General features: G+C 66.3%; 30 protein-coding genes. 13 read left to right on the forward strand and 17 right to left on the reverse strand.

Translation table 11 applies throughout. From position 1 onward, the window contains the following. Nucleotides 1-72 precede the first annotated feature (72 nt). The 7 genes from ASE66_RS00640 to ASE66_RS00670 all read right to left on the reverse strand — a co-directional run bounded on the left by ASE66_RS00640 (nt 73) and on the right by ASE66_RS00670 (nt 6,671). Nucleotides 73-1,641, reverse strand: coding sequence for a GMC family oxidoreductase (locus ASE66_RS00640; protein WP_057187647.1), 1,569 nt, complete (start codon nt 1,639-1,641; stop codon nt 73-75). 27 nt (nt 1,642-1,668) lie between these two features. Further along, the gene (locus ASE66_RS00645; RefSeq protein ID WP_057187648.1) at nt 1,669-2,211 is read right to left on the reverse strand and encodes a twin-arginine translocation pathway signal; all 543 of its coding nucleotides are present in this window, start codon (nt 2,209-2,211) and stop codon (nt 1,669-1,671) included. A gap of 55 nt (nt 2,212-2,266) precedes the next feature. After that, the gene (locus tag ASE66_RS00650; RefSeq protein WP_057187649.1) at nt 2,267-2,662 is read right to left on the reverse strand and encodes a VOC family protein; all 396 of its coding nucleotides are present in this window, start codon (nt 2,660-2,662) and stop codon (nt 2,267-2,269) included. Nucleotides 2,663-2,674: 12 nt separating this feature from the next. After that, nucleotides 2,675-3,112: a c-type cytochrome gene (locus ASE66_RS00655; RefSeq protein ID WP_057187650.1), complete on the reverse strand. Its 438-nt coding sequence runs from the start codon at nt 3,110-3,112 to the stop codon at nt 2,675-2,677. 105 nt (nt 3,113-3,217) lie between these two features. Further along, entirely contained in the window at nt 3,218-3,547 is a 330-nt protein-coding gene (locus tag ASE66_RS00660; protein WP_057187651.1) for a ribbon-helix-helix domain-containing protein, read from the reverse strand. A gap of 175 nt (nt 3,548-3,722) precedes the next feature. After that, nucleotides 3,723-5,324, reverse strand: coding sequence for an arylsulfatase (locus ASE66_RS00665; protein WP_082613119.1), 1,602 nt, complete (start codon nt 5,322-5,324; stop codon nt 3,723-3,725). Between the two features lie 165 nt (nt 5,325-5,489). Further along, nucleotides 5,490-6,671 (reverse strand): lytic murein transglycosylase, encoded by a 1,182-nt coding sequence (locus tag ASE66_RS00670; protein WP_057187652.1) that lies wholly within the window; start codon nt 6,669-6,671, stop codon nt 5,490-5,492. 145 nt (nt 6,672-6,816) lie between these two features. Here ASE66_RS00670 and ASE66_RS00675 point away from each other — a divergent pair, with 145 nt between their 5' ends. Genes ASE66_RS00675 through ASE66_RS00690 form a run of 4 tightly spaced genes read left to right on the forward strand, consistent with a single transcriptional unit; the run spans nt 6,817 to nt 8,568 of the window. After that, nucleotides 6,817-7,077: a SemiSWEET family sugar transporter gene (locus ASE66_RS00675; protein ID WP_057187653.1), complete on the forward strand. Its 261-nt coding sequence runs from the start codon at nt 6,817-6,819 to the stop codon at nt 7,075-7,077. Between the two features lie 40 nt (nt 7,078-7,117). Continuing rightward, nucleotides 7,118-7,474, forward strand: coding sequence for a DMT family protein (locus ASE66_RS00680; RefSeq protein WP_057187654.1), 357 nt, complete (start codon nt 7,118-7,120; stop codon nt 7,472-7,474). 3 nt (nt 7,475-7,477) lie between these two features. Next, on the forward strand, nt 7,478-8,239 hold the full coding sequence (locus ASE66_RS00685) for a class I SAM-dependent methyltransferase (RefSeq protein WP_057187655.1): 762 nt from the start codon (nt 7,478-7,480) through the stop codon (nt 8,237-8,239). 38 nt (nt 8,240-8,277) lie between these two features. Then, complete coding sequence (locus ASE66_RS00690) at nt 8,278-8,568, forward strand: hypothetical protein (protein WP_057187656.1); 291 nt, start codon at nt 8,278-8,280, stop codon at nt 8,566-8,568. Between the two features lie 3 nt (nt 8,569-8,571). Here the strand turns inward: ASE66_RS00690 and ASE66_RS00695 are convergent, their stop codons facing one another. The 3 genes from ASE66_RS00695 to ASE66_RS00705 form a co-directional block, all read right to left on the reverse strand. After that, on the reverse strand, nt 8,572-9,690 hold the full coding sequence (locus tag ASE66_RS00695) for a PQQ-dependent sugar dehydrogenase (protein ID WP_057187657.1): 1,119 nt from the start codon (nt 9,688-9,690) through the stop codon (nt 8,572-8,574). A 195-nt stretch (nt 9,691-9,885) separates the two neighbouring features. Beyond that, nucleotides 9,886-11,190, reverse strand: coding sequence for an NAD(P)H-dependent oxidoreductase (locus ASE66_RS00700; RefSeq protein ID WP_057187658.1), 1,305 nt, complete (start codon nt 11,188-11,190; stop codon nt 9,886-9,888). Between the two features lie 127 nt (nt 11,191-11,317). Continuing rightward, nucleotides 11,318-12,292, reverse strand: a complete 975-nt coding sequence (locus ASE66_RS00705) for a Bug family tripartite tricarboxylate transporter substrate binding protein (protein WP_057187659.1) — start codon at nt 12,290-12,292, stop codon at nt 11,318-11,320. A gap of 201 nt (nt 12,293-12,493) precedes the next feature. On the opposite strand from ASE66_RS00705, the gene ASE66_RS00710 reads away from it, so the two are divergent. Next, on the forward strand, nt 12,494-13,480 hold the full coding sequence (locus tag ASE66_RS00710) for a hypothetical protein (RefSeq protein ID WP_057187660.1): 987 nt from the start codon (nt 12,494-12,496) through the stop codon (nt 13,478-13,480). Here ASE66_RS00710 and ASE66_RS00715 read toward each other — a convergent pair. Next, nucleotides 13,473-13,958 (reverse strand): YaiI/YqxD family protein, encoded by a 486-nt coding sequence (locus ASE66_RS00715; protein WP_057187661.1) that lies wholly within the window; start codon nt 13,956-13,958, stop codon nt 13,473-13,475. The genes ASE66_RS00710 and ASE66_RS00715 overlap by 8 nt on opposite strands. 126 nt (nt 13,959-14,084) lie before the next feature. Here ASE66_RS00715 and ASE66_RS00720 point away from each other — a divergent pair, with 126 nt between their 5' ends. From ASE66_RS00720 to ASE66_RS00735, 5 genes are all read left to right on the forward strand, one after another. Continuing rightward, complete coding sequence (locus ASE66_RS00720; protein ID WP_152017057.1) at nt 14,085-14,270, forward strand: hypothetical protein; 186 nt, start codon at nt 14,085-14,087, stop codon at nt 14,268-14,270. 10 nt (nt 14,271-14,280) lie between these two features. Then, nucleotides 14,281-14,511: a hypothetical protein gene (locus ASE66_RS00725; RefSeq protein WP_057187663.1), complete on the forward strand. Its 231-nt coding sequence runs from the start codon at nt 14,281-14,283 to the stop codon at nt 14,509-14,511. Then, complete coding sequence (locus ASE66_RS00730; protein ID WP_156411974.1) at nt 14,492-14,821, forward strand: hypothetical protein; 330 nt, start codon at nt 14,492-14,494, stop codon at nt 14,819-14,821. Before ASE66_RS00725 ends, ASE66_RS00730 begins: the two co-directional genes overlap by 20 nt. 128 nt (nt 14,822-14,949) lie before the next feature. Then, nucleotides 14,950-15,084 (forward strand): hypothetical protein, encoded by a 135-nt coding sequence (locus ASE66_RS33625; RefSeq protein ID WP_274532916.1) that lies wholly within the window; start codon nt 14,950-14,952, stop codon nt 15,082-15,084. After that, nucleotides 15,081-15,284, forward strand: a complete 204-nt coding sequence (locus tag ASE66_RS00735) for a hypothetical protein (protein ID WP_057187665.1) — start codon at nt 15,081-15,083, stop codon at nt 15,282-15,284. Before ASE66_RS33625 ends, ASE66_RS00735 begins: the two co-directional genes overlap by 4 nt. Nucleotides 15,285-15,304: 20 nt before the next feature. Here ASE66_RS00735 and ASE66_RS00740 read toward each other — a convergent pair whose 3' ends face one another. Next, complete coding sequence (locus ASE66_RS00740; protein ID WP_057187666.1) at nt 15,305-16,120, reverse strand: transglutaminase-like domain-containing protein; 816 nt, start codon at nt 16,118-16,120, stop codon at nt 15,305-15,307. A 264-nt stretch (nt 16,121-16,384) separates the two neighbouring features. Between ASE66_RS00740 and ASE66_RS00745 the strand changes: the two genes are divergently transcribed. From ASE66_RS00745 to ASE66_RS00755, 3 genes are all read left to right on the forward strand, one after another. Beyond that, on the forward strand, nt 16,385-17,587 hold the full coding sequence (locus ASE66_RS00745) for a pyridoxal phosphate-dependent aminotransferase (RefSeq protein ID WP_057187667.1): 1,203 nt from the start codon (nt 16,385-16,387) through the stop codon (nt 17,585-17,587). Nucleotides 17,588-17,604: 17 nt separating this feature from the next. Continuing rightward, on the forward strand, nt 17,605-18,204 hold the full coding sequence (locus ASE66_RS00750) for a sugar O-acetyltransferase (protein WP_057187668.1): 600 nt from the start codon (nt 17,605-17,607) through the stop codon (nt 18,202-18,204). A 74-nt stretch (nt 18,205-18,278) separates the two neighbouring features. Further along, entirely contained in the window at nt 18,279-18,701 is a 423-nt protein-coding gene (locus ASE66_RS00755) for a rhodanese-like domain-containing protein (RefSeq protein ID WP_057187669.1), read from the forward strand. Between the two features lie 136 nt (nt 18,702-18,837). On the opposite strand, the gene trmD is transcribed toward ASE66_RS00755, so the two are convergent. From trmD to ffh, 5 genes are all read right to left on the reverse strand, one after another. Continuing rightward, nucleotides 18,838-19,533, reverse strand: a complete 696-nt coding sequence (gene trmD / locus ASE66_RS00760) for a tRNA (guanosine(37)-N1)-methyltransferase TrmD (protein ID WP_057187670.1) — start codon at nt 19,531-19,533, stop codon at nt 18,838-18,840. A gap of 170 nt (nt 19,534-19,703) precedes the next feature. Further along, nucleotides 19,704-20,375: an HAD family hydrolase gene (locus ASE66_RS00765; protein ID WP_057187671.1), complete on the reverse strand. Its 672-nt coding sequence runs from the start codon at nt 20,373-20,375 to the stop codon at nt 19,704-19,706. Then, nucleotides 20,365-20,889: a ribosome maturation factor RimM gene (gene rimM / locus ASE66_RS00770; protein ID WP_057187672.1), complete on the reverse strand. Its 525-nt coding sequence runs from the start codon at nt 20,887-20,889 to the stop codon at nt 20,365-20,367. The genes ASE66_RS00765 and rimM overlap by 11 nt, the downstream gene beginning before the upstream one ends. A 63-nt stretch (nt 20,890-20,952) precedes the next feature. Then, nucleotides 20,953-21,315 carry a 30S ribosomal protein S16 gene (rpsP, locus tag ASE66_RS00775; protein WP_057187673.1) on the reverse strand — a complete coding sequence of 121 codons (363 nt, stop codon included), beginning with the start codon at nt 21,313-21,315 and terminating at the stop codon, nt 20,953-20,955. Nucleotides 21,316-21,347: 32 nt separating this feature from the next. Then, the gene (gene ffh / locus ASE66_RS00780) at nt 21,348-22,916 is read right to left on the reverse strand and encodes a signal recognition particle protein (RefSeq protein ID WP_057187674.1); all 1,569 of its coding nucleotides are present in this window, start codon (nt 22,914-22,916) and stop codon (nt 21,348-21,350) included. Nucleotides 22,917-22,985 lie beyond the last annotated feature (69 nt).

Consider the following 22,985-nt stretch of genomic DNA (forward strand, 5'->3'; position numbering starts at 1 on the left):
GAGGATGGCCGGGCATCGCATCCGGGCGGCGCGGCGAAACCAGCCGCCGCGCCCTCGGACATGAGCGAGACCTCAGACGGCCTTCTGTGCCATCTGCTTCTCGATGTAGTCGGCCTGGCGCAGCGCCAGCGCCACGATGGTCAAGGTCGGGTTCTCGGCCCCGCCGCTGGTGAACTGGCTGCCGTCCGAGACGAACAGGTTCTTGATGTCGTGGCTCTGGCCGAACTTGTTGACGACGCCGTCCCGCGGCTTCTCGGACATGCGGTTGGTGCCGAGGTTGTGGGTCGAGGGATAGGGCGTCGTCGGGAAGGTCCGCGTCGCCCCGACAGCGCCGTAGATCGCCGCGCCCTGCTTGTAGGCGTGGGCCCGCATCGCGAGATCGTTGGGATGGTCGTCGAAATGGACGTTGGCGACCGGCATGCCGCCCTTGTCCTTCTTGTCGGAGAGGGTGATGCGGTTGCTCTCCTGCGGCATGTCCTCGCCGACGATCCACATCCCCGCCATGTTCTCATAGGAATCGAGCGCCGTGGTGAACTCACGGCCCCAGGAGCCGGGATCGAGGAAGGCGGCCATGAACGGCAGGCCGATCGACAGCGTCTCCAGCTCGTAGCCGCCGACGAAGCCGCGCTTGGTGTCGTGATGTGCCTCGTCCTGGACGATGCCGGCCATGGTCGTGCCGCGCCACATCCTGACCGGCTTGTCGAAGACACCATAGACCGAGCCGGTCATGTGCCGCATGTAGTTGCGGCCGACCTGACCCGAGGAATTGGCGAGCCCGTCCTTGAACAGGTTCGAGGCCGAGTTGAGCAGCAGGCGCGGGCTCTCGATCGAGTTGCCGGCGACCGCGACGATCCGCGCCTTCTGGCGCTGCTGCACGCCCTTGCCGTCGAGATAGACGACGCCAGTGACCTTGCCCGAAGCATCGTGCTCGATTTTCTGGACGAAGGATTCCGGCCTGACCTCGAGCTTGCCGGTGGCCTCGCCCTTCGGCAGCTCGGCATAGAGCGTCGACCATTTCGCACCGGACTTGCAGCCCTGGAAGCAGAAGCCGATCTGCTGGCAGGCGCCGCGGCCGTCGCGAGGCTCGGAGTTGATCGCCATCCGGCCGGTGTGGACCTGCTTGTAGCCGAGCTTCCTCGCCCCCTTCTCCAGCACCTTGAAGTTGTTGTTGCCGGGCAGGCCGGGGATGCCGTTGGTCAGCGTCACCCCCATCCGGTCCTCGGCCTTGGCGTACCAGGGCGCCATCTCGGCGAGGTCGACCGGCCAATCGAGCAGGTTCGCGCCCTTGAGTGCGCCATAGGTGGTGCGCGCCTTGAACTCATGCGGCTGGAAGCGCAGCGAGGCGCCGGCCCAGTGCGTGGTCGAGCCGCCGACCGCCTTGACGATCCAGGCCGGCAGGTTGGCGAAGTCGCGTGCGACGCGCCAGGAGCCCGAGGTCGTGCGCATATCGGTCCAGGCGAGCTGCGCGAAGGAACCCCATTCGTCGTTGAGGAAATCCTCCATCTCGTGGCGCTTGCCGGCTTCTAGGCAGACCACCTTGATGCCCTTCAGCGCGAGCTCGGTCGCGAGCGTGCCGCCGCCGGCGCCGGAGCCGACGACCACCACGACCGTATCGTCGTTCAGATCGAATGTTGCAGCCATGGCTGCCTCCTCCCGATTTTATGGTTGTCAGAGCCAGGTGATGTCGCCGAAGCCGCGCGCGATGTAGCCGCCCTTGGAGGCGCTCTCGCCCTCGTAACCGAACAGCGGCCAGATCTCGGACTGGTTGTAGAGCGAGACGACGAGGCCGCCGCGTACGCCCTGGAAGAACTTGCCCTTCTGGATGGCGCGCAGCAGGTTCACCCGCTGGCTCTCCCAGCCGACCTGCGCATAGGGCAGCTTGTGCTGCTTCTGGGCGAGCGCATCGAGCTCGGCGACATTGCGCTCGGTATCGGCCCTGGCGGCTGCGTCCTTCGCCGCCTTCTCGTCATAGGGCTTCATCGCGACCGCGTAGAAGCGGTCGGCCAGCCGGTCGTGCGGGTAGATGTCGCGCGCCAGCTTGATCAGCGTCAGCATGGTCTCAGGCTTCAGCGCCTTGACCTCGAGTCCCCAGGCCTCGCCGGCATGGATCAGCGCGCCGCCGGAAATCGCGATCGCGGCGGCGCCTGTCCCGGCGATGAAGCGGCGACGGTCCATCGTCGCCGCCGGCGCGGCTTCGTGCAGTCTGGCCATGGTGTCCTCCCGTTTTTCCGGCGCGTTTCTCCGCTGCGCCGGTTAGGTGCCTGCGCTAGCGGTAGCGGCCGTGTTTCTGGAGGACCTCGATCTTGTAGCCGTCGGGGTCCTGGATGAAGAAGAAGCGGGCAAGCAGCGCGCCGTCGCGCTGGAATTCCTTGATCGGATTGGGCGAGAGACCGGCCTGGACGAGGCGTGCATGCTCGGCGTCGAGATCCTCGACCGCGAAGGCCACGTGGCCATAGCCGTCGCCGAGCGCGTAGGGCTCCTTGCGATCGTGGTTGATCGTCAGCTCGACCTCGAAATCGGCCGCGGCACTGCGCAGATAGACCAGCGTGAAGCCGTCGAAGGCGAAGCGGTCGGCGACCGTCAGTCCGAAGGCCGTCTCGTAGAAGGCCAGCGAGCGCTGCTCTTCCAGCACGCGGATCATCATGTGAATGGCTTTGGCCACGAGAGCGGGCTCCTATTTCGGCTCTGTCAGGGTCTTGAGATAGGCGATGACGAGCTTGCGCCGTTCGGCGTCGCGCTGGCGGTAGGCCATGCTCGTGCCCGGCCGCATCGCCGCCGCATCCTCGATCCAGCGGTCGAGCGTCGCCTCGTCCCAGACCAGGCTGGAGGTCTTCAGCGCTTCCGAGAACTTGAAATCGGTGCGTCCCGCCGCCGACTTGCCGACGACGTCATGCAGGTTCGGGCCCTGGCGATTGGCCCCGCCTTTCTCGGCGGTGTGGCAGACGCCGCAGCTCGACAGGAACTGCGCCCTGGCCTTGGCCGGATCGATCTCCTGCGCGGAAAGGGGCGCATGGGCGGCAAAGCCGCAAAGTCCCAGCACCGCGATGGCGGCCAGTTGGCAGGCAGGTGCGCGACGCCAAATAGGGGCGCGGTCGACGAACGCTGAAGGCAAGGCTCTCGACCTCTTCGGTTAAGGTCGAGAGAGCTTAAGAGTGCCCCGGAGCGCGCGGGTAGTATAGGACTACTACAATTCGAAAGAGTGCGAGGTAGTCCTTCCCTACTCGGCGGCAGTGTGGAAAGCCTGCACCGCATCACGCCTCACCCGCTCGCAATCCTCCTCCTGGCCGCGCACGTCGGAGAGATAGGTCAGGCAGGCGCAGCGCAGCAGCGAGGTGAAGTTCATCGTCTCCTCCTGGAACTCCAGCACCTCGTCATGGAGCTTGCTCAGGAAGCGCCCGAGGGTAACGCCCTGCAGCAGCGCGATCTCTTCGAGGATGTCCCAGAAGGCGGCTTCGAGCCTGATCGAGGTCGCATGCCCGCCCAGGCGGATCGAGCGCGTCTGATAGGCATAGCGATCGGCGGTCTGGGCCGAGAAAATCCGGCACATGGTCACCTCCCTGATGGCGTTTCGTCGCCTTGGGGACAGGATGGCCTTGGCGAGGAGCGCTGTAAACCGTCGGATGAGAGGTTGAAGACCGAGAACCGGACGGTGTGACGAAACACGTCATGCGCAAACCGCAGCGTTCAGACCGTCTGCCTGCCTTCCGAGATAGGCGGCGGCTCTATTGCCCGAGCCCGATGTTCTTGGGTGGATACTTCTTGAAGGTCGCCGCATGCCCCTTCATTTCGGCCGCCATCGAGGCCAGGAACGCGTTCATCCGGTGGCCGACCGGGTATTGCTCCTTGGGATCGATGTAGAGATTAAAGAGCCAAGGCGCGAGACCGACATCGCTGATGGTCGTCATGTCGATGTTCAGCCACTGCGCGTGCTCTTGAACCACTTTCACATGGATTTTGTACTCGTACATGCGCATCGCCATCAGATCGCGCTCGGCCCAGATATAGACCTTTTCGCGGTTTGAACGGCCCTTGTCGCCGAGCAGGAACGATGTTTGATCGATGCCGTCGATGTAGCGATCGGAAGGGATCTTCTTCTCGAGACCGGCCAGCCGCACCGACGTGTTGAAAAGATCCATGAGGTCGAAGAGGTCATCGCTCTCCCGGCCCGGGGCGATCATGCCCCTCCAATAAGCGATACCCGGAACGCGCACGCCGCCCTCCCAGGCTGAAGCCTTGGCGCCGCGGAAGGGCGTATACCCGGCATCCGGCCAGCTATCCAACTGCGGTCCATTGTCGGAGGTGATGAAGATGAAGGTGTTGTCCAGCACTCCGGCATCCTCGAGCGCCTTGGTGATTTCGCCGATATAGGCATCAACCTCTACGACATCGTCCTTGTACGGGTACTTGCTGGCACTTTTCCCCTCGAACGCCTTGCTGGCGAAGTTGTCGGCGTGCACCTTCATGAAGGCATGTTCGAGAAAGAAGGGTTGGTTGCCCGCCGCCAGTTCCTTGATCTTGGCGACACTGAATTCCTTCGTCATACGGTCGCCTTCCGCCATTGCAGCGGTGCTATCGATCTTTACGACGTCGGTCGTCTGGCCGCCCTTGAAGCCGTGAACGAGGGCATCGCTGGCGCCGGTCTTGCGCAACATCGCGAGGCGCTCCGGATTCAAGACCAGATCAGGATAGCGACGCTTGTCGACGGCCTGGCTGATCTCCTTCTCGGCTTCATAGAAGCCGTAAAACTCGTCGAAGCCGATGTCGTGTGGACGCATGCCCTGGGCTGCACCGACATGCCATTTCCCGGACAGAACGGTTCTGTAACCGGCCTCGCCAAGCAGCCGGGGCAATGAAATTTCGTCCGCCCACGGGTTCCGGGTGATGGTGTCCCCCGCAAGAATCGGCCGGGTCAGGCCAGTTCTCACCGGCAACCGCCCGGTCAGAATTGCGGATCGGGTCGGCGTGCAGGTCGGTTGCGAGTAGGCCGAGGTCAACTTCAGGCCCTCACGGGCGAGCCGGTCCATGTTGGGTGTGGCCGCCCCGATGGCGGCTCCTCCGCCGAAGGCGCCGGGATCGCCATAGCCCATGTCGTCGACCACGAGCCAGACGATGTTGGGTTGCTTGCCCATCCGCGCCCGCAGCGCCTCGAGCTTGGCTCGGGCTTGCGCATCCTGATCAGGGTGCCTGAGCGCGGGCTCCATGCTCTCGCTGGCTCGCTCCGCCTTGCTCAGAACGGATTGCGCCGATGCCTCGGGGAAGCCCGCGCTGAGCATGAGTGCCGCCGCGACAGCAATGGCACTGGAATGGCGCTTGAAGGCATACATGGGAAGTCCCCCGGCCACGACGCTTGCATGACGTTAGGACGTCGCGTTGCTCGACAGCAAGCGCCGCGAGATTACGATTGATCCGACGGAGGCTTCGCCCTCTGGCGCTGGCATCCTTCGCGTCCGCATTGGGTCGAAAGCAGCCGCACCAGCTAGGAACCCACCCTAAACCCGCCCGCCCTTCAGGGCGCGCAGCACCTTCTCGCCCGGGCGGCCGGTCTGCGGCATGCCGATCTTGGCCTCGATCTCCTTGATCGCCGCCCGCGTCAGCGCGCCGACGGCGCCGTCTGGCTCGCCGACATTGTAGCCGCGCTGGGTCAGCAGGCGCTGCAGTTCGCGGCGCTGCTCGCGCGACAGCGGCAGGTCGTCGGTCGGCCAGTCGCCCTGCACGCCCGCCCGGCCGCGCAGGCGGTCGGAAAGGAGTGAGATGGCCAAAGCGTATGAATCTGCGCCGTTATAGCTGTAGGCGGCGTCGTAGTTCTTGAAGACGAGGAAGGCCGGGCCGTTGCGGCCGGCCGGCATCAGCAGGCCGGCATTGCCTAAGCCGGAGAGAGCCGAGCCGTCGAACTTGACGATGCCGCGCGCCGCCCAGGACGAGACTGGCTGCTTGGGATTGCGCCCGGTCGGGCCAGAATAGCCTGATGGCACGCGGACCTCGTAGCCCCAGCCCGCGCCGGTGACCCAGCCGGCCTTGGCCATGAAGTTCGCAGTCGAATGCAGCGCATCGGGGATCGAGTCGACGAGGTCGCGCCTGCCATCGCCATCGCCGTCGACAGCGAGCCTGAGATAGGTCGAGGGGATGAACTGGGTGTGGCCGAAGGCGCCGGCCCAGGAGCCGAACAGCCGGTCGGCCCTGACGTCGCCGCGCTGGATGATCTGCAGGGTAGCCAACAGCTCGCCCTTGAAGAAGGCGTTGCGGCGCGGCGCCAGGCAGGCGCCGGTCGAGAGCGCCTGGACCAGCGGCATCTTGCCCCGTGCCTTGCCGAAATCGCTCTCGACGCCCCAGACCGCCGCGATGGTATGGCGGTCGACGCCGAAGCGCTGTTCGGCGGCGGCCAGCGTCGAGGCGTGCTGGCGCATCATCGAGCGCCCTTCCGCGACCTTCTCATCGTCGACCAGCGTGCCGAGATAGTCCCAGATCGGGGTCTTGAACTCGGGCTGGTTGTTCATCGCCTCGATCACCTTCATGTCGGGCGTAACGCCCGCCATGGCACGATCGAAGGTGGCGCCGGAGACGCCCTTGGCGGCGGCGGCCGAGCGCAGCCCGGCGACGCAGGAATCGAAATCGGCTCGGGCCGCGGTCGCGGCGGCGAGGACGAGAGGCAAGGCCAGGATCAATGTGCGCATAAGTCCACCGAATCGCAGGATTGGCGCGAATCTAGGGCGCGGCGGTTAACGGAGGTTAACCATGCGACGCTTGCCGAGCGCGGAACGCCGAAACCGGCTATGTCTGCTCGACCTTCCGTTCCGCGCGAATCGCCGACAGACCGCTATGTCCACCGCCGCCATCGAAGCGCTCGGCTTCTGCGCCGCCCTGCTGACAACCTTCTGCTGGCTGCCGCAGGCCTGGCAGACGATCAAGACGCGCGACACCAGCGGCATCTCGCTATGGACACAGGCACTCTTCGCCACCGGCATCGTGCTCTGGCTGGTCTACGGCGTGCTGATCGCCTCCTGGCCGCTGATCGGCGCCAACACGGTCACTTTGGCGCTGGTCCTGGTTATCCTGACGATGAAGCTGCGCTACGGCTAAGCTCGACACCTCGCCGCCAACCGCCCCCTCCGGAAGCCCCATGCCAGCCCTCAGCACCGCCCATCTCTTGCCGATCGGCATGTTGATCGGCTCGAACATCTTCATGACCTTCGCCTGGTACGGCCATCTCTCCTACAAGAGCACGGCGATCTGGCTGGCGATCCTGGCGAGCTGGATGATCGCTTTGCCGGAATACATGCTCGCCGTCCCGGCCAATCGCATCGGGTCGGCCGTCTATTCGGCAGCCGAGCTGAAGACGATGCAGGAGGTGATCACGCTCTGCGTCTTCGCTGGCTTCTCGGTGTTCTGGCTCAAGGAGCAGCTGACCTGGAATCACGCCATCGGCTTTGCGCTGATCGCGGCCGGCGCCTTCTTCATCTTCCACGCCAAGGCCTGAGCGATGGCGCCGATCCCGCATTCCGGCCATCCCGCCGTCGAATCCTATCTCGCCGATGGCTATGAGCGCGTCGTCGGCATGTCCTCGCGTTTTGCCGCCGCGATCTGTGCCCGGTTGCTGCGATTGCAGACGGAAGAGGGAGTCAGCGGGCCGATCGCCGAGATCGGCGCCTTCGAGGGCCGCTTCTTCATCGCCCTGGCGCATGCGCTCGAACCCGGCGAGATCGCCCTCGGCATCGACATCTTCGAATGGCCGAACCCGCAGGTGCAGGATCGCTTCGAGGCGAACTGCCTGAAGCACGGCATCGCGCCGGAGCGCCGCGTCACCATCAAGGCCGATGCCGGCACGATGTTGCCGGCCGAGCTGATCGGCCATGCCCGTGGCGAGAAGCTGCGCTTCATCCATATCGATGGCGAGCATTCGCGCACAGCCTTGAGCAAGGACCTTGCGCTCGCCACCGCCTGCCTCGCCGAAGGCGGGCTGATCGTGCTCGACGACATGCTGCACCCCGGCTACCCGACGCTGATGGTCGCGGTGCAGGACTATCTTTCGGCCAATCCCGGCATCGTTCCGCTGTGCATCATCGATCGGGAGACCATTGTCGGCGCGACCAAGTTCGTGCTTTGCCAACGCGACTGGTTCGAGCGCTACCAGGCGGCCATGCTCGGGATCTTCGAAGAGCAGATCTGGCCGCTCGGAGCCGACTTCGAGCCACATTGGTGCCTCGTTTTGTCGCTCGATACGCGGCTCGCCGAGATCACCTGATTCTGCCCAGCCTGAGGACACCTGCCTTGCTAAAGCCGATGACGCTCGCCCTTTGCCTCGCTGCCCTCTCCGGCCCCGCCCTTGCCGGACCGACCTGCTCGCCGAGCGACGAGCGCGCCCGCATCCTCGCCTCGGCCTCGACCGGCAATCTCCATCGCGATTGGAAGGGCGGGAACCATGTCGGCTATGGCTGGTCGCTGCAGGTCGAGCGCAGCATGCGCGACGGATCCGGCACGGAATACTATGTCGGCGATCTCTACGACACACGCGGGCAGCTTTCGACCCGCAAGGTCTTCGTCGTCGAGCGCGAATGGGATTGCGGGCCATAAGGCTCAGCGCGCCGGCCTGACCCGCAGCACCTTGCCGTTCGAGTCGTCGATCAGCAGGTAAAGATAACCGTCCGGCCCCTGCCTGACATCGCGGATGCGCTCGCCGAGAGTGGTCAGCAGACGCTCCTCGCCGGTGACCTTCTCGCCATCGGTCGAGAGCCGCGACAGCAATTGGCCGGCGAGCGCCCCGACGAAGAGCGAGTTCTTCCAGGCCGGCCAGCGATCGCCGGTGTAGAAGGCCGCGCCCGAGGGCGCGATCGACGGGTCCCAGTAGAACAGCGGCTGCTCCATCCCGGACTTGTTCGTGCCGTCGCCGATCTTCACGCCGGAATAGTCGATGCCATAGGTGATGACCGGCCAGCCATAGTTCAGGCCGGCCTTCGGCGTATTGATCTCGTCGCCACCGCGCGCGCCGTGCTCGGCCGTCCAGAGCTGGCCGGCCTGGGGGTGGAGCGCTGCCCCCTGCACGTTGCGGTGGCCGATCGACCAGATCTCCGGCGCCCAGCCCGGCTTCTTCGGGTTGCCTTCCGCCGCGCCGCCCTCGGGACGGATGCGCAGGACCTTTCCGATATGGTTCTCCGGATTCTGCGCCTGGTCGCGCTGGCTGTAGCGGTCGCCGACGGTGACGAAGAGCGCCCCGGTCCGGTCGAAGACCAGTCGCGAGCCGAAATGCATGTTGCTGGCGATCGTCGGCATCTGCCGGAAGATCACGCTCATGCCCTCCAGCGCATTGCCATTGGCGCTCAGCCGGGCGCGGGCGACGCTGGTGCCGTTGCCGTTGGCGCGCGGCTCGGCGAAGGAGAGATAGATGTAGCGGTTCTGCGCGAAGTTCGGGTCGAGCACGACATCGAGCAAGCCGCCCTGCCCGCGCGCCACGACATTGGGCACGCCTGAGATCGGCGCCGAGAGCTTGCCGTCGCTGCCGACCAGCCGCAAGCGCCCCGGCCGCTCGGTCACCAGCATGCGCCCGTCCGGCAGGAAGGCGAGGCCCCAAGGGTTCTCCAGCCCGCTCGCCACCGTCTCGACCACGAGCTCGCCGGCACTCGACGGATAGCGCTGCTGCGCCGCGGCGGGCGCTGTCGCAAGGGCCATGGCAAGGGCGGCAGCAAGAACGGGACGCATCGGCTTCTCCTGATAGCGGTTAGGCTTTGACACCAATTCGGTGTCGTCCCGGACAAGCCGCGCAGCGGCGCTGATCCGGGACCCATGCCTGAGCCTCTATCGGTGAGGCTCAGGCATGGGTCCCGGGTCTCCCTCCAGTCGCCCGGGACGACCAACTCGGGAGCAAGAACAATCCGCTCAGGAAGAATGCACGATTCAGCCGCCGGTTGCTTCGAGCTCACGCCGAAGTGAGACGATCTGCGAGGTTTCATCCAGCACGACGTCGGCGCTGGTGACCACCGCGCCCGCGGCAACGTCACGCTTCAATGTCACGCCATGGGCAAGCCCGATCGGCAGCGCCTTCGCGGCGCGGCTGGCGGCGGCCGGCATCAGCTTGCCGTAGACGGTGTAGCCGCCCTCCCCGTCCAGCATCTCGCCGGCCTTGAGATCGCGCTTGGCGGTCGCGACCGCATCGCCGCGCCAGCTGCGGGTCGCGCCGGTGGCCTCGCCACGCAATGCCGCGTTCAGCACCGAGATCGAGAGTTCGAGCCCGATCAGGTGGAAGGGCTTGTACATCGCCGCATAGAGGCCGGTGGAATCGGTCGGCAGGCCATATTGCTTGAAGCAGGCGGCGGCATAGGGGTTCGGCGCCTTCAGCACGACATAGACGCCCCAGCGCAGGTCGCGGAAGACCGGCCGGCCGTCGCGCTCCAGCGAGGAGACGACCTCGACCATGCCGTCGCGCTCGAGCTGGCCGCCGGCTGCCTTCGGCCGCAGCACATGGGCGAGATCGTCGACGCCACAGGGTGGGAACGAGAGCCCGTCCTCCGGTACGTCGAGCCCGGAGGCATTGGCGATCGCCGCCATCTCGATCGCCGACTTGGTGCCGTCGAGGAAGGAGTTGAACATTTGCGGGTTCATGCCGGCGGCCTTGGCCGCTTCCGGCGTCAGCCCGTATTGGCTCCAGACCTCGTCGGGCGTGACGCGGTGATAGGCTGGCAGGTATTTGGTGCCCTTGCCGGCGGCCGCGACGGCAAAGCCCGCCGCGCGGGCCCAGTCGACCATCTCGGAAACGAGCGCCGGCTGGTCGCCATAGGCCATCGAATAGACAACGCCCGCCGCCCTGGCCTTGGCCGCCAGCACCGGGCCGACCAGCACATCGGCCTCGACATTGACCATGACGACATGGCGGCCGGCCGCGATCGCGGCGAGCGCATGGCGGGCGCCCGCAGCCGGATGGCCGGTCGCCTCGATCACCACCTCGACGCCGTCCATCTCGGCCGCGGTGACGCCGCTATCGACGAAGCGTGTGGCGGCGATGCGGGCCTCGTCCCAGCCGACGGTGCGGCAGGCATTTCTCGCCCGCTCGGGGTCCAGATCAGCGATCGCCGCGACTTCCAGGCCCTCGATATGCGGAACCTGGGCGAGGAACATGGAACCGAACTTGCCGGCACCGATCAGGGCGCAGCGGACGGGGCGACCGGCCTCGCGGCGGGCGGCGAGCTTGGGCATGAGGTTCATGGGCAGGCTCCGGCATGTAAGGTCGTCATGGTCGGCCTTGAGCCGACCATCTCAGGACAAGAAGGCGCCCTTCTGGCGAGAGATTCTCAGGTCTGCGCTTCGCTTCGCCCGAGAATGACGGGGCGTCCTACTCCGGCTTGACGCCGGCTTCCTTGATGATCTTCTCCCAGGTCGCGATTTCCTGCTGGTGATAGGGTCGGAAGGCGGCAGGGTCGCGGACCTTGAGGGTGAAGCCGAGCTTCAGGATCTGCTCGGCGATCGCCGGCTTGGCGAGCGAGGCCAGCACGGCTTTCGACAGCGTCTCCAGGACCGGCGCCGGCGTCGCGGCCGGAGCGAAGAAGGCGGCCCAGCTATCGGCGTCGGCATCGGTCACGCCCTGCTCACGCAGCGTCGGGATGTCCTTGGCGCGCGGATTGCGCTCAGGGCTCGCCAGCGCGATGGCGCGGAGCGTGCCGGCGTTGATCTGCTCCAACACCGAAGGCAGCGTCGAATTGGCAATGTCGATGCGCCCGCCGATGATCTCCTGCACCAGCGGCGCGGCCCCCCTGAACGGCACATGCGTCATCTTGATGCCGGTGCGCTGCATGAACAGCTCCATGGCGAGATGCGAGCCGGAGCCGACGCCGGTCGAGCCGTAGTTGAGCTTGCCCGGATCAGCCTTGGCAAGCGCCACCAGCTCCTTGATGTTCTTGGCCGGCAGGTCGTTACGCACCACGAAGGCGTGCTCGAAGGCGCCGACGCCGGCGACCGGCGCGAAATCCTTGACCGCATCATAGCCGGGGTCCTTCAGCAGGAACATGTTGTTCCCGTGCGTCTGGTTGTTGCCGAAGATGAAGGTGTGGCCGTCGGCGGCGCCATGCGCGACGGCGCGAGTGCCGACCGCGCCCGAGGCGCCGGCGCGGTTGTCGACGAGGACATTCTGGCCGATCGAGGTCGAGAGGTCCTGCGCGACGAAGCGCGCGATCGCATCGGTCGGCCCGCCGGCTGGGTATGGCACGACCAGGGTGATCGGCTTCGACGGGAAGCTCTGCGCCCGGACGATGGCCGGAGCGAAGACGGCGCCGGCAACGAGGCCGAGCGTGGAACGGCGGGTCAGCAACATGAATTTCCTCCCGGGAGCCCGATTGGGAGACGAGCTTTCGCGGCAGGATTAGGGGCAACGTCCCAATTCGTCCAGCCGCCCGCAGCCTACCACACGCACGGCTTGGCGATGTTGCACCGCTGCTGCTACGCTGGCGCCGATAGCCGTGCCTCGAGCGAGACTTCTTCCGCTCCAATCTGCTCCCAAAGTGCAGGTGACCAAATGGCGATCCGGCCCTTCATCCTCGAGCCAAACTATGACTCGTTTTTCGACCGCGCACGCACAGGGCAACCTGCGCAGCTTCGCATCAGGTTGAAAGTGACGCTTGTCCCTCTCGACCCCTCCACGGCGTGGGCAAGAAGCTCCCATACCGCCAAACTTCCGGGATCGCGTCCGGGGCCGCTCCCCCCGTCCCATCTGGCCGCGAGCGAGGCCGACTTCAAACGCGGCAGTGTCGTTGACGCCAGCGGCCAACCCGTCCCCTGCCGCAGCTGGCTCGCCAGCGAATGGCAGGATTTCACCCGGCGCTTCAAGAACATCGTCGAGACCGTCTGGAACAACCAGATGGTGTTCCTCCCGACCGAAAGCGGAGACAGCTTGAGCGACGCCGACTTCCGGCAATTGATCGGCAATCCAAAAGTGCCGGCCCATGTCGTCGGTGTGCTCGAAATCGATCTGCAGCCTGCCGGTGCGGATAGCCATGCCCTCATCGAGGTCGCGCATCTGGCCAATCCAGGCGCAACCTTCCGAGACCGGATGACCCGCATCACAGATGAAAGCGTCCAATACGGAGAGCACAACTTCACCGCAGGCCGAGCCCGCGGGATCGGTGGAAAAACCGGTCAATTCGCTGCCGCGCACGAGGTCGGCCACTGGCTCCGCGATCCCGGATCGAAAGTGTTCGACCACATCGATCGCTCCTACGCGGTCACCCTTCCCAGAGCGCAGCAAGACAACGCGCAATATGGTCGAACGCTCGGGCGATACTATTCGATCATGGGGGGCGGAACCGTGGTGACGGATCATGATGCCACGCCGTGGATTTCGCGCCTACGCCGGCAGACGCCCATGAAACTCGGGTGGATGTATGTGCACAGGATCGATTTCCGCCGCAGCCTGGGCGACGTGTCTGCGCGTCAGAAGCGGCTGCTGCTGGCTGCTGGATTCCTGCCCCAGATTCTTCAACCGGGGCAAAAATTCCCTAGCTAGGCTGGGCGGAGAACCCTGCCCGCTTCAGGCGCTGCACCGCGACGTCCAGCGCCTGCAGGAAGGCCGACCGGTCCTTCTGCGAGAACGGCTTCGGCCCACCGCTGACGCTGCCCATGGCGCGCAGGTCTTCCATCATGTCGCGGGTGGCCAGCGCCATGCCGATCGAGGCTTCGGTGAACGGCTTGCCGGTCGGGCCGATCACATCGGCGCCGGCCTTGATGCAGCGGTCGGCGAGCGGGATGTCGGCGGTGATGACGACCGCGCCGCGGCCGGCGCGCTCGGCGATCCAGTCATCAGCGGCATCGAAATTGCCGGGCACGACGACGCGCTCGATCCAGGGCTCGCGTGGCACCTGCATGAAGCTGTTGGCGACGACGAAGACCTTGAGCTTGTGGCGCTCGGCGACGCGATAGACCTCCGGTTTCACCGGACAGGCATCGGCGTCGATATAGATCGCGATCGTCGTGGAAGCATCCATGGCGCCGGCATCGCAGCCGCAAGGACGCTGCGCAAGCCTTTATGCCGGCCTTATGCGCCGCAACACCTTCCGCATGGCGGCCTTATCGGGGGCGGACCTACATCATCGGCATCGATGGAGGTCGATATGTCGATGAACAACGCCTTGTTTCGCACCAGCCAGCAGCGCCGTGCCCGCGCCGTCTATGACAGCGTCGCCAGCCGCCGCCCGGTCGTCGGGATCCTCTGCGCCGAGATGGTCGCGCTCGCCGTGTTCGCACTGGCAGCCGCCGCCTTCATCGGCCTGCGCGCCTGGTTCGCTTTGCCGAACTGAGAGCGCCAGCATGGGACAATTCAAGCCACTACAGCCGCTCACCGGCGAGAGCCACCTCTTCCTGGTCGGCCAATCGAGCCACGGCTTCTGGGTCGCGCGCGACCTCGAAGGCCGCAGCGAAGGCATCTTCCGCAACCAGAAAGAGGCGGTCCGCTTCGCCCTCTCCGAGGGCGGTCACCTCAATGCCGTGCTGATCTCGCCGAACGAGGTCGAGCCGAGCTATGGCCTGGGCATCCATTGACGGGATGCCCACGGCTGGCAAGGCGAGCCGCGCCCTCGACAGGGCGCTGCTCGCCATCTTCCTTGAGGCAGCCGGCGCGCTGATCGATCAGCTCGTCGAGGCCGGCATCAGCGATCCCGCCGACATCGCCCGCCGCCTCAACCGCCGCGGCTTTCCCTGCTTCGGCCGCCCGCGCTGGGGTGCAAGCACCGTCTCCATGGTCAGGCGCCGTCGGTCGCTCCGCGACAGCGTTGATGAAGCGCTGCCGCGCCAAGAAAGCGCGTGCTCTGGCCGCGACTCTGTCTTACGCTCCGCATCTGCTTCGGCTTGACGGCCCGGTTTCCGCGGGCCGGCCGTGGCAGTCGGAAGCCGGCCGCCATGACCTAAGCTCGCAGCCGTCCCGACCAGCGTCAGGTTCGANGCGGCGATGCCTGTCATTCCGACCGAAGGAGACGAGACATGGCAAAAGGCGAGCAGCGCAGCAACCGCGAGGCCAAGAAGCCCAAGAAGGACAAGCCGAAGGCGAGCGCGACCCCTCCGGCAGGCTTCGCCTCGGCCGTCGCCAAGGCAGCGGCGGGACCGAAGAAGAAGTGATCCGCTTCCGCACGATCGACCCGGCCCAGCCCGAAAAGCCGGCGCCGCAGCCAGCCCTCGCGCAATCTGTCGCCAGCGCACTGGCAAAACCGGAGCCGGAGGGCGCGAGCGCCGCTCCGGCAACCCCCAAGGGCCTGACCCGCAAGACGCCGTTGCGAGCGAAGAAAATGGCTGAGGCCGTCCCGCTCTTCGAGAAGTAGACGGCCTCGGCCGGGCGGTCTCAAGCCGCCTCGCCGACCTCGTCCGTCCAGACCCTGAAGCCGGTCAGCGTGTTCGGTCCGAAGGTGGTGGCGATCGCGACATCAGCGGCATCGCGTCCACGTGCAATCAGCACCCGGCCGATGCGAGGGACATTGTTGCGCGGGTCGAACATCTGCCAGCCGCCATCCAGGAAAGCCTCGAAGGAGGCAGCGAAATCGCCCGGCGGCCAGGGCGGCGCCGTGCCGACATCACCGAGATAGCAGGTGCAATAGCGCGCCGGGATGTTCATCGCCCGGCAGAAGGCGATGGCGAGATGGGCATAGTCGCGGCAGACGCCGCGCCCTTCGCGATAGGCCTCGGAGGCGCTGCGGGTCACGCTGGCGTCCATGTAGTCGAAGGCGATGCGCTGGTTGACGAAGTCGCAGATCGCCTGCACCCGCGCCGCGCCCGGCGGCGTATGGCCGAAGAGTTCCCAGGCGAGGTCGAGCAGGCGATCGCTGTCACAGAACCGACTGGCGAGCAGGAAAACCAGGCACTCTTCCGGCAAGCGCTCCACCGGCACCTGCCCGGCCGTCCTGTCGAACGCCTCGGGCAGGCCGCTGTCGCTGATCATCGCATCGGCGGAAATGCGTATCGTGCCCTGCGGCGCCACCAGGCGGCTGCACCAGTTGCCGAAGCCATCGCGATAGGCCGTGACCGGTGTCGGCGGCTGGATGCGCATATGGTCCGGCGCCGCGAGATCCGAAACCCGGCTGAAATGCACGTGCAGCATCAAGATCATCGGGGTCGGCTGTGGAAAGACGTAGTCGAGCTCGTAGCCGATCCGGAGTTTCATGCATGAACCTTCTGCGCGTCAGCGCGCTGTGTTCTTTCGGCTCCCCAGCTTCCTCTTACCAAGCATGTTTCAGGCCACGACGATACGGCTTCGGTCACCAGCCGGGACCATGCCGTTCTCGCCCCGGAGGCACAGGCACGCCCTGCCGCCATTCCTGTCGTTTCTGGCGGGTATCAAGCACTGTCGCTTGCAGTGCCCGCGCGAGGGTCCTAAACCACGCCCGCGCCCGAAGGCGCGCCCTGCAAGCTCCCGGAGATCTGGATCATGGCTTTCCTTGCCGACGCCCTGAAGCGCGTGAAGCCCTCTGCGACCATCACCATCACGCAGAAGGCGCGCGATCTGAAAGCGCAGGGCAAGGACGTGATCTCGCTCTCGGTCGGCGAGCCCGACTTCGATACGCCTGACAATATCAAGGAGGCGGCGATCGCCGCCATCCGCCGCGGCGAGACGAAGTACACGCCGGTCTCCGGCATTCCGCAGCTGCGCGAGGCGATCACGCGAAAGCTCAAGCGCGAGAACGGCCTCGACTACAAGCCGAGCCAGACCATTGTCTCGACCGGCGGCAAGCACGTCATCTACAACGCCCTGCTCGCCACGTTGAACCCGGGCGACGAGGTGATCTGCGTCTCGCCCTACTGGGTCAGCTATCCCGAGATGGTGGCGCTGTGCGGGGGAACGCCGACCTTCGCCGAGACGAAGATCGAGAACGAGTTCAAGTTGCAGCCGCAGGAGCTGGAGCGCGCGATCACGCCCCAGACCAAATGGGTCATCCTGAACTCGCCGTCGAACCCGTCGGGCGCCGCCTACAGCCATGCCGAGATGAAGGCGCTGACCGATGTGCTGATGCGCCACCCCCATGTCTGGGTGCTGACCGACGACATGTACGAGCATCTGGTCTATGGCGACTTCCAGTTCGTCACCCCGGCCCAGGTCGAGCCCGGCCTCTACGAGCGCACGCTGACGATGAACGGCGTCTCGAAGTCCTACGCCATGACCGGCTGGCGCATCGGCTACGCAGCGGGTCCGCAGCATCTGATGAACGCCATGGACCTGGTCCAGGGCCAGCAGACCTCGGGCACCTCGGCGATCTCGCAATGGGCGGCCGTGGAAGCGCTCGACGGCACGCAGGAGCACATCCCGGTGTTCCGCAAGGCGTTCGAGCGCCGGCGCGACCTCGTCGTCTCGATGCTGAACCAGACGCGCGGCCTGGTCTGCCCCAAGCCCGAGGGCGCCTTCTACGTCTATCCCGACTGCTCGGCCCTGATCGGCAAGACCATGCCCAACGGCAAAAAGATCGAGACCGACGAGGATCTCGTGATGGGGTTGCTGGAGACCGAGGCGGTCGCGGCCGTGCATGGCTCATCCTTCGGCCTCGGCCCGAATTTCCGCATCTCCTACGCCACCTCGGACGAGAAGCTGGAAGAGGCCTGCCGCCGCATCCAGCGCTTCTGCGCCGAATTGCGCTGAGACGAGAACGGGGCGCGATGACTCTCGAGGATCAGCGCGCCCTGATGCTGTCGGGGCGCATGTATGACGACCTCACGCCCGAGCTGATCGCAGCCCGGGCGCGGGCCGTTGGCCTGACCGACGCCTACAACCGCAGCTTCGGCCAGCCGCAGGCCGAGCGAGAGGCGCTGCTGCGCGCTTTCCTGCGCGATGTCGGCCCCGGCGCCTATTTCGAACCGAATTTCCGCTGCGAACTCGGTTTCAACATCAGCATCGGCCGCAGTTTCTACGCCAATTTCGACTGCGTCATGCTGGATGGCGCCGAGATCACCATCGGCGACCACGTCCTGCTCGGACCGCGCGTCGGCATCTATACCGCGAACCACGCCTTCGACCCGGCCGAGCGGGTGGCAGGCGGCTGCTATGTCAAACCCGTGACGATCGGCAATCGGGTCTGGGTCGGTGGCGGCGTCCAGATCACGCAGGGTGTGACCATCGGCGACGATGCGATCATCGGCGCCGGTAGCGTCGTGACGCGCGATATTCCGGCCGGCGTGATTGCTGCCGGCGTCCCCTGCAAGGTGCTGCGCGAGATCACCGAAGCGGACAGGACCGGATTTTGCTCAACCCGTCCCTGAGCTGGCCGCGCTGCCGCTTGCCGCACCGGGCTTCGTGAATTGCTCTCATCACCGCCTTTGGATAACGCTCCGGCATGAACCGCCGCGCATTCCTGCTGCTCGCCGCCACCTGCTCGCTCCCGCGGCACGCCGAGGCTCAGACACCCCTACCCTCGCTCTCCGTCCGCGAGACGCATGAGGCGGTGAAGGCCGGCAAGCTCGTCCTCGTCGACATCCGCACATCCGAGGAATGGGCCGATACCGGCGTGCCGGAAGGCGCGATCAAGCTCGACATGACCGGCAGCGCCTTCGAGGTCCGCCTCGCCGCGCTGAAGCTCGATCATCCCGGCAAGCCGATCGCGCTGATCTGCCGGACCGGCAATCGAACCTCGACCCTGCAGAAGAAGCTCGCGGGGCGCGGCTGGACGAATTTGATCGACGTCCGCGGCGGCCTGCTCGGCAACCCGAAGGACAAGGGCTGGCTGGCGGAAGGCCTGCCGGTGACGACTTATCCCTAGCTCAAAGCTCCAGGAAACACTGAGTCGTCCCGGGCGAAGCGAAGCGTAGGCCCGGGACCCATGCCTGAACCTCTTTCGGAGAAGCTCAGGCATGGGTCCCGGATCGGCGCCGCTATCGCGGCTTGTCCAGGACGACCTATCCTCCCTCGCGATCGGCAAGCAGATCCGGCCGCCGCTCCCGCGTGATCGCCTCCGCCTGCTCGCGGCGCCAGCGGGCGATGCGGGCATGGTCGCCGGAGAGCAGGGCCTCGGGCAGGCCCCTGCCCTCCCATTCGCGCGGGCGGGTGTAGTGCGGATATTCGAGCAGGCCGTTCTCAAAACTCTCCTCGGTGCCGGAGGCTTGCTTGCCCATCACGCCGGGGATCAGCCGCACACAGGCGTCGAGGAGCACCATCGCCGCCATCTCGCCACCTGAGAGAATGTAGTCGCCGACCGAGACCTCGGTCAGGTTCCGCCCCTCGATCACGCGCTCGTCGACGCCTTCGAAGCGGCCGCAGACGATGACGACGCCCTCGCCCGCGACGAAATCGCGGACCATGAGCTGGCTGAGCGGTCGGCCGCGCGGCGACATCAGCAGGCGCGGCCGGGTATCGTCAGCCGGAACCGCCGCATCGATCGCCGCCGCCAGCACGTCGCAGCGCAAGACCATGCCGGCGCCACCGCCGGCCGGGTTGTCGTCGACATTGCGGTGACGGCCGATGCCGTGCTCGCGGATCTGATGCGTCTCCAGCGACCAGAGACCGGTGCGCAGGCCCTCGCCCGCCAGCGAAGCGCCCAGCGGGCCGGGAAACATCTCGGGATAGAGGGTGAGAATGCTGGCGCGGAAGGTCATGCTTGCTGGATCGCCATCAGTTGATCTGTGGTCATCCCGGCCGGAGCGCAGCGAAGAGCCGGGATCCATGCCTGAAGCTGCACGGAATAGCGTTCTGGCATGGATCCCGGATCAGCGCAGCTACGCTGCTAGTCCGGGATGACAAGCCCTTTTGTTCGGACGCCGAGATTTCAGGCGAAGCGCAGCGCCGGATTGCCGTTCAGATCGGCGTAGTCGCTCACGCTGGCGATGACGTTGTCGAAGGCCGCGAAAGCCTCGGCCGGCAGCATGGTCAGCATCGCCACCGCGCGCATGCCGGCGCGGCGGGCCGCCTCGACGCCGTTCGGCGCATCCTCGAAGACGATGCAGTCGGCCGGCGCGATGCCCATGCGCTCGGCGGCGGCGAGGAACATGTCGGGATGCGGCTTACCGCGAAAGCCCTGGCTCGGCGAGACGATGGTGGCAAAGCGCTCGCGCAGGACGAGCGTGTCGAGGATCAGCGCGATATTCGGCGGAGCGGCGGCAGTACCGACCGCCATTGGTACGGCATGAGCGCGAGCCCGGTCGAGCAGGCCGAGCAATCCCGGAAGCGCCGCGACATGCGGGAGATAGGTCTCGCGATAGGCGCCCTCCTTCTCCTCGGCCAGGCGATCGAGCTCGGCCGCGTCGGCGCCGGGGAAATGCGGGCCGATGATGTCGGAGATCGCCATGCCCGCGGTGCGCGCCGAGAAGGTCGCGCGCTCGAAGGGCAGGCCGTATTTGCGATACCAGACCTCCCAGGCATCGTCATGGTAGCGCATGTTGTCGACGATGGTGCCGTCCATGTCGAAGATCAGGGCCTTGGCCGGCGTCTCAGGCAGCATCGTCATCCTCGAACAGACCGGCCGGAGGCAGGGCCTCGATGCGCTTGGCCGCGATGTCGATGCGGGGCGCATAGGCCTTGGTGAAGGGCATCAGCACCGAGCGGCCATCCGGCGTCTCGATGTCGATGAGGTCGCCGGCGCCATAGTTGGCGACGGCGGTGACGGTCCCGAGGATGGCGCCATCAGGGCCAATAACTGAGCAGCCGACGAGAGCGGCCTGCAGGAACTCGTCCTCGTCCTCGGGCGCAGGCAGGCGCGAGCGTTCGACATGGAGTTTCACACCGTTGAGGAGCTCGGCTCCCTCGCGGCTGGTCACGCCCTTGAGTCGGGCGACGACCACTTCCTTGGCGGGCCTGATATCGGCGATCTCGAAACGCCGGCCCTGCTCATCGACGAGCGGGCCGTATTCGGCGAGCGCCATCGGATCGGCGGTGAAGGCCTTGATCCGGACCTCACCGCGCACGCCATGCGGCGCGCCGATGATGCCGAGCACCACGAGATCGCTGTCAGCCATCACGCTTCCTTTTAGGCGGCGCGCGTCATGCTCGGGCTTGACCCGAGAATGACGGCAGTCCGCTCACTCAGCCGCAGCTTCAGCCGGGGCAGCGCTCTTGGCGGCCTTCTTCTCGGCACGCTCCTTGGCCTTCTCGCCGGGGACGGCCTTGTCCGGGTTGTTGCGGGCCGGACGCTTCAGCACGCCGGCAGCGTCGAGGAAGCGCAGCACGCGGTCGGTCGGCTGGGCGCCCTTGGCGAGCCAGGCCTTGGCCTTCTCGAGGTCGAGCACGACGCGCTCCGGCGAATCCTTGGCCTTCATCGGGTCATAAGCGCCGATCTTCTCGATGAAGCGGCCATCGCGCGGCGAGCGGGCGTCGGCGACGACGATGCGATAGTACGGGCGCTTCTTGGCGCCGCCACGGGTCAGGCGGATCTTGAGGGACATTGCTCTTCTTCCTTTGGGTTGAGCGGTAAAAACTACTTCTTCTTGAAAGGGTTGTTGCCGAGGCCGGGCATGCCGCCGAGGCCGGGTAGCTTGGGCATCATGCCGGCGGGCGGGGTGACGCCCTTGGGCAGACCGGGGAAGCCGCCCGGAGGCAGCGAGGGCATGCCGCCGCCTGCACCGAGCTGCTTCTGCAGTTCGGCGAGCTGCGCCGGATCCATCTTGGAGGGGTCGGGCATGCCGGCCGGCATGCCGCCGCCGCCGAGCCCGAACATGGTGCCGAGCTTTCCGAGCATGCCGCCCTTCTGGCGGGCCATCTGCTTCATCATGTCCGCCATCTGGCGGTGCATCTTGAGCAGCTTGTTGATCGCCTCGGGCGAGGTGCCGGAACCGGCGGCGATGCGCTTCTTGCGGCTGTTCTTGAGCAGGTCGGGATTCCTGCGCTCGGCCGCCGTCATCGAGTTGATGATCGCGATCTGCCGGGCGAGCACCTTGTCGTCCATCTTCGAGCTGGCGATCTGGTTCTTCATCTGCGCCATGCCGGGCAGCATGCCCATCAGCCCGCCGAGGCCGCCCATCTTCTCCATCTGCTGGAGCTGGGTGCGCAGGTCACCGAGATCGAAATTGCCCTTGGCGAGACGCTGCGCCAGTTCCTGCGCCTTGTCGGCATCGACGGTTGCGGCGGCCTTCTCGACCAGGCCGACGATGTCGCCCATGCCGAGGATGCGGTTGGCGACGCGCGAGGGATGGAAGTCCTCGAGCGCATCGGTCTTCTCGCCGGTGCCGACGAGCTTGATCGGCTTGCCGGTGACAGCGCGCATCGAGAGCGCCGCGCCGCCGCGGCCATCGCCGTCCATACGCGTCAACACGATGCCGGTGAGCCCGACGCGCTGGTCGAAGGCGCGGGCGGTGTTGACCGCGTCCTGGCCGGTCAGCGCGTCGGCGACGAGCAGGACTTCATGGGGATTGGTCGCCGCCTTGACCTCGGCGACCTCGGCCATCAGCACTTCGTCGAGCGTGACGCGGCCGGCGGTGTCGAGCATGACGACGTCGTAGCCGCCGAGCTTGCCGGCCTCGATCGCGCGCCTGGCGATCTGCACGGCGCTCTGGCCGGCGACGATCGGCAACGTCTCGACGCCGACTTGCTTGCCGAGGATGGCGAGCTGCTCCATCGCGGCTGGGCGCCGCGTATCGAGCGACGCCATCAGGACCTTCTTCTTGTCCCGATCGGTCAGGCGCCTGGCGATCTTCGCGGTCGAGGTCGTCTTGCCCGAGCCCTGGAGACCCACCATCAGGATCGGCACCGGCGGCACGGCGTCGAAGGTGATGCCCTCGCCCTCGCCGCCGAGCGTGTCGATCAGGACGTCGTTGACGATCTTGATGACCTGCTGGCCGGGCGTGACCGACTTCAGCACCTCGGCGCCGATGGCGCGTTCGCGCACCTTGTCGGTGAAGCTGCGCACGACCTCGAGCGCGACGTCGGCCTCGAGCAGCGCACGGCGCACCTCGCGCAGCGCGGCGTTGACGTCGTCCTCGGTCAGCGCGCCCCTGCGGGTCAAGCCCGAGAGGATGCCGGAAAGTCTGTCGCTCAGCGTGCCGAACATGCGGTCCTGCTTTGCCTGGCCTCAACAAGTGAGAGACGGATTCACTGATCAGGTTGAACCAACCCGATC

Origin of the sequence: Allobosea sp. Root483D1 (genome assembly GCF_001429505.1) — a bacterium.
Taxonomy (GTDB): Bacteria; Pseudomonadota; Alphaproteobacteria; order Rhizobiales; family Beijerinckiaceae; genus Allobosea.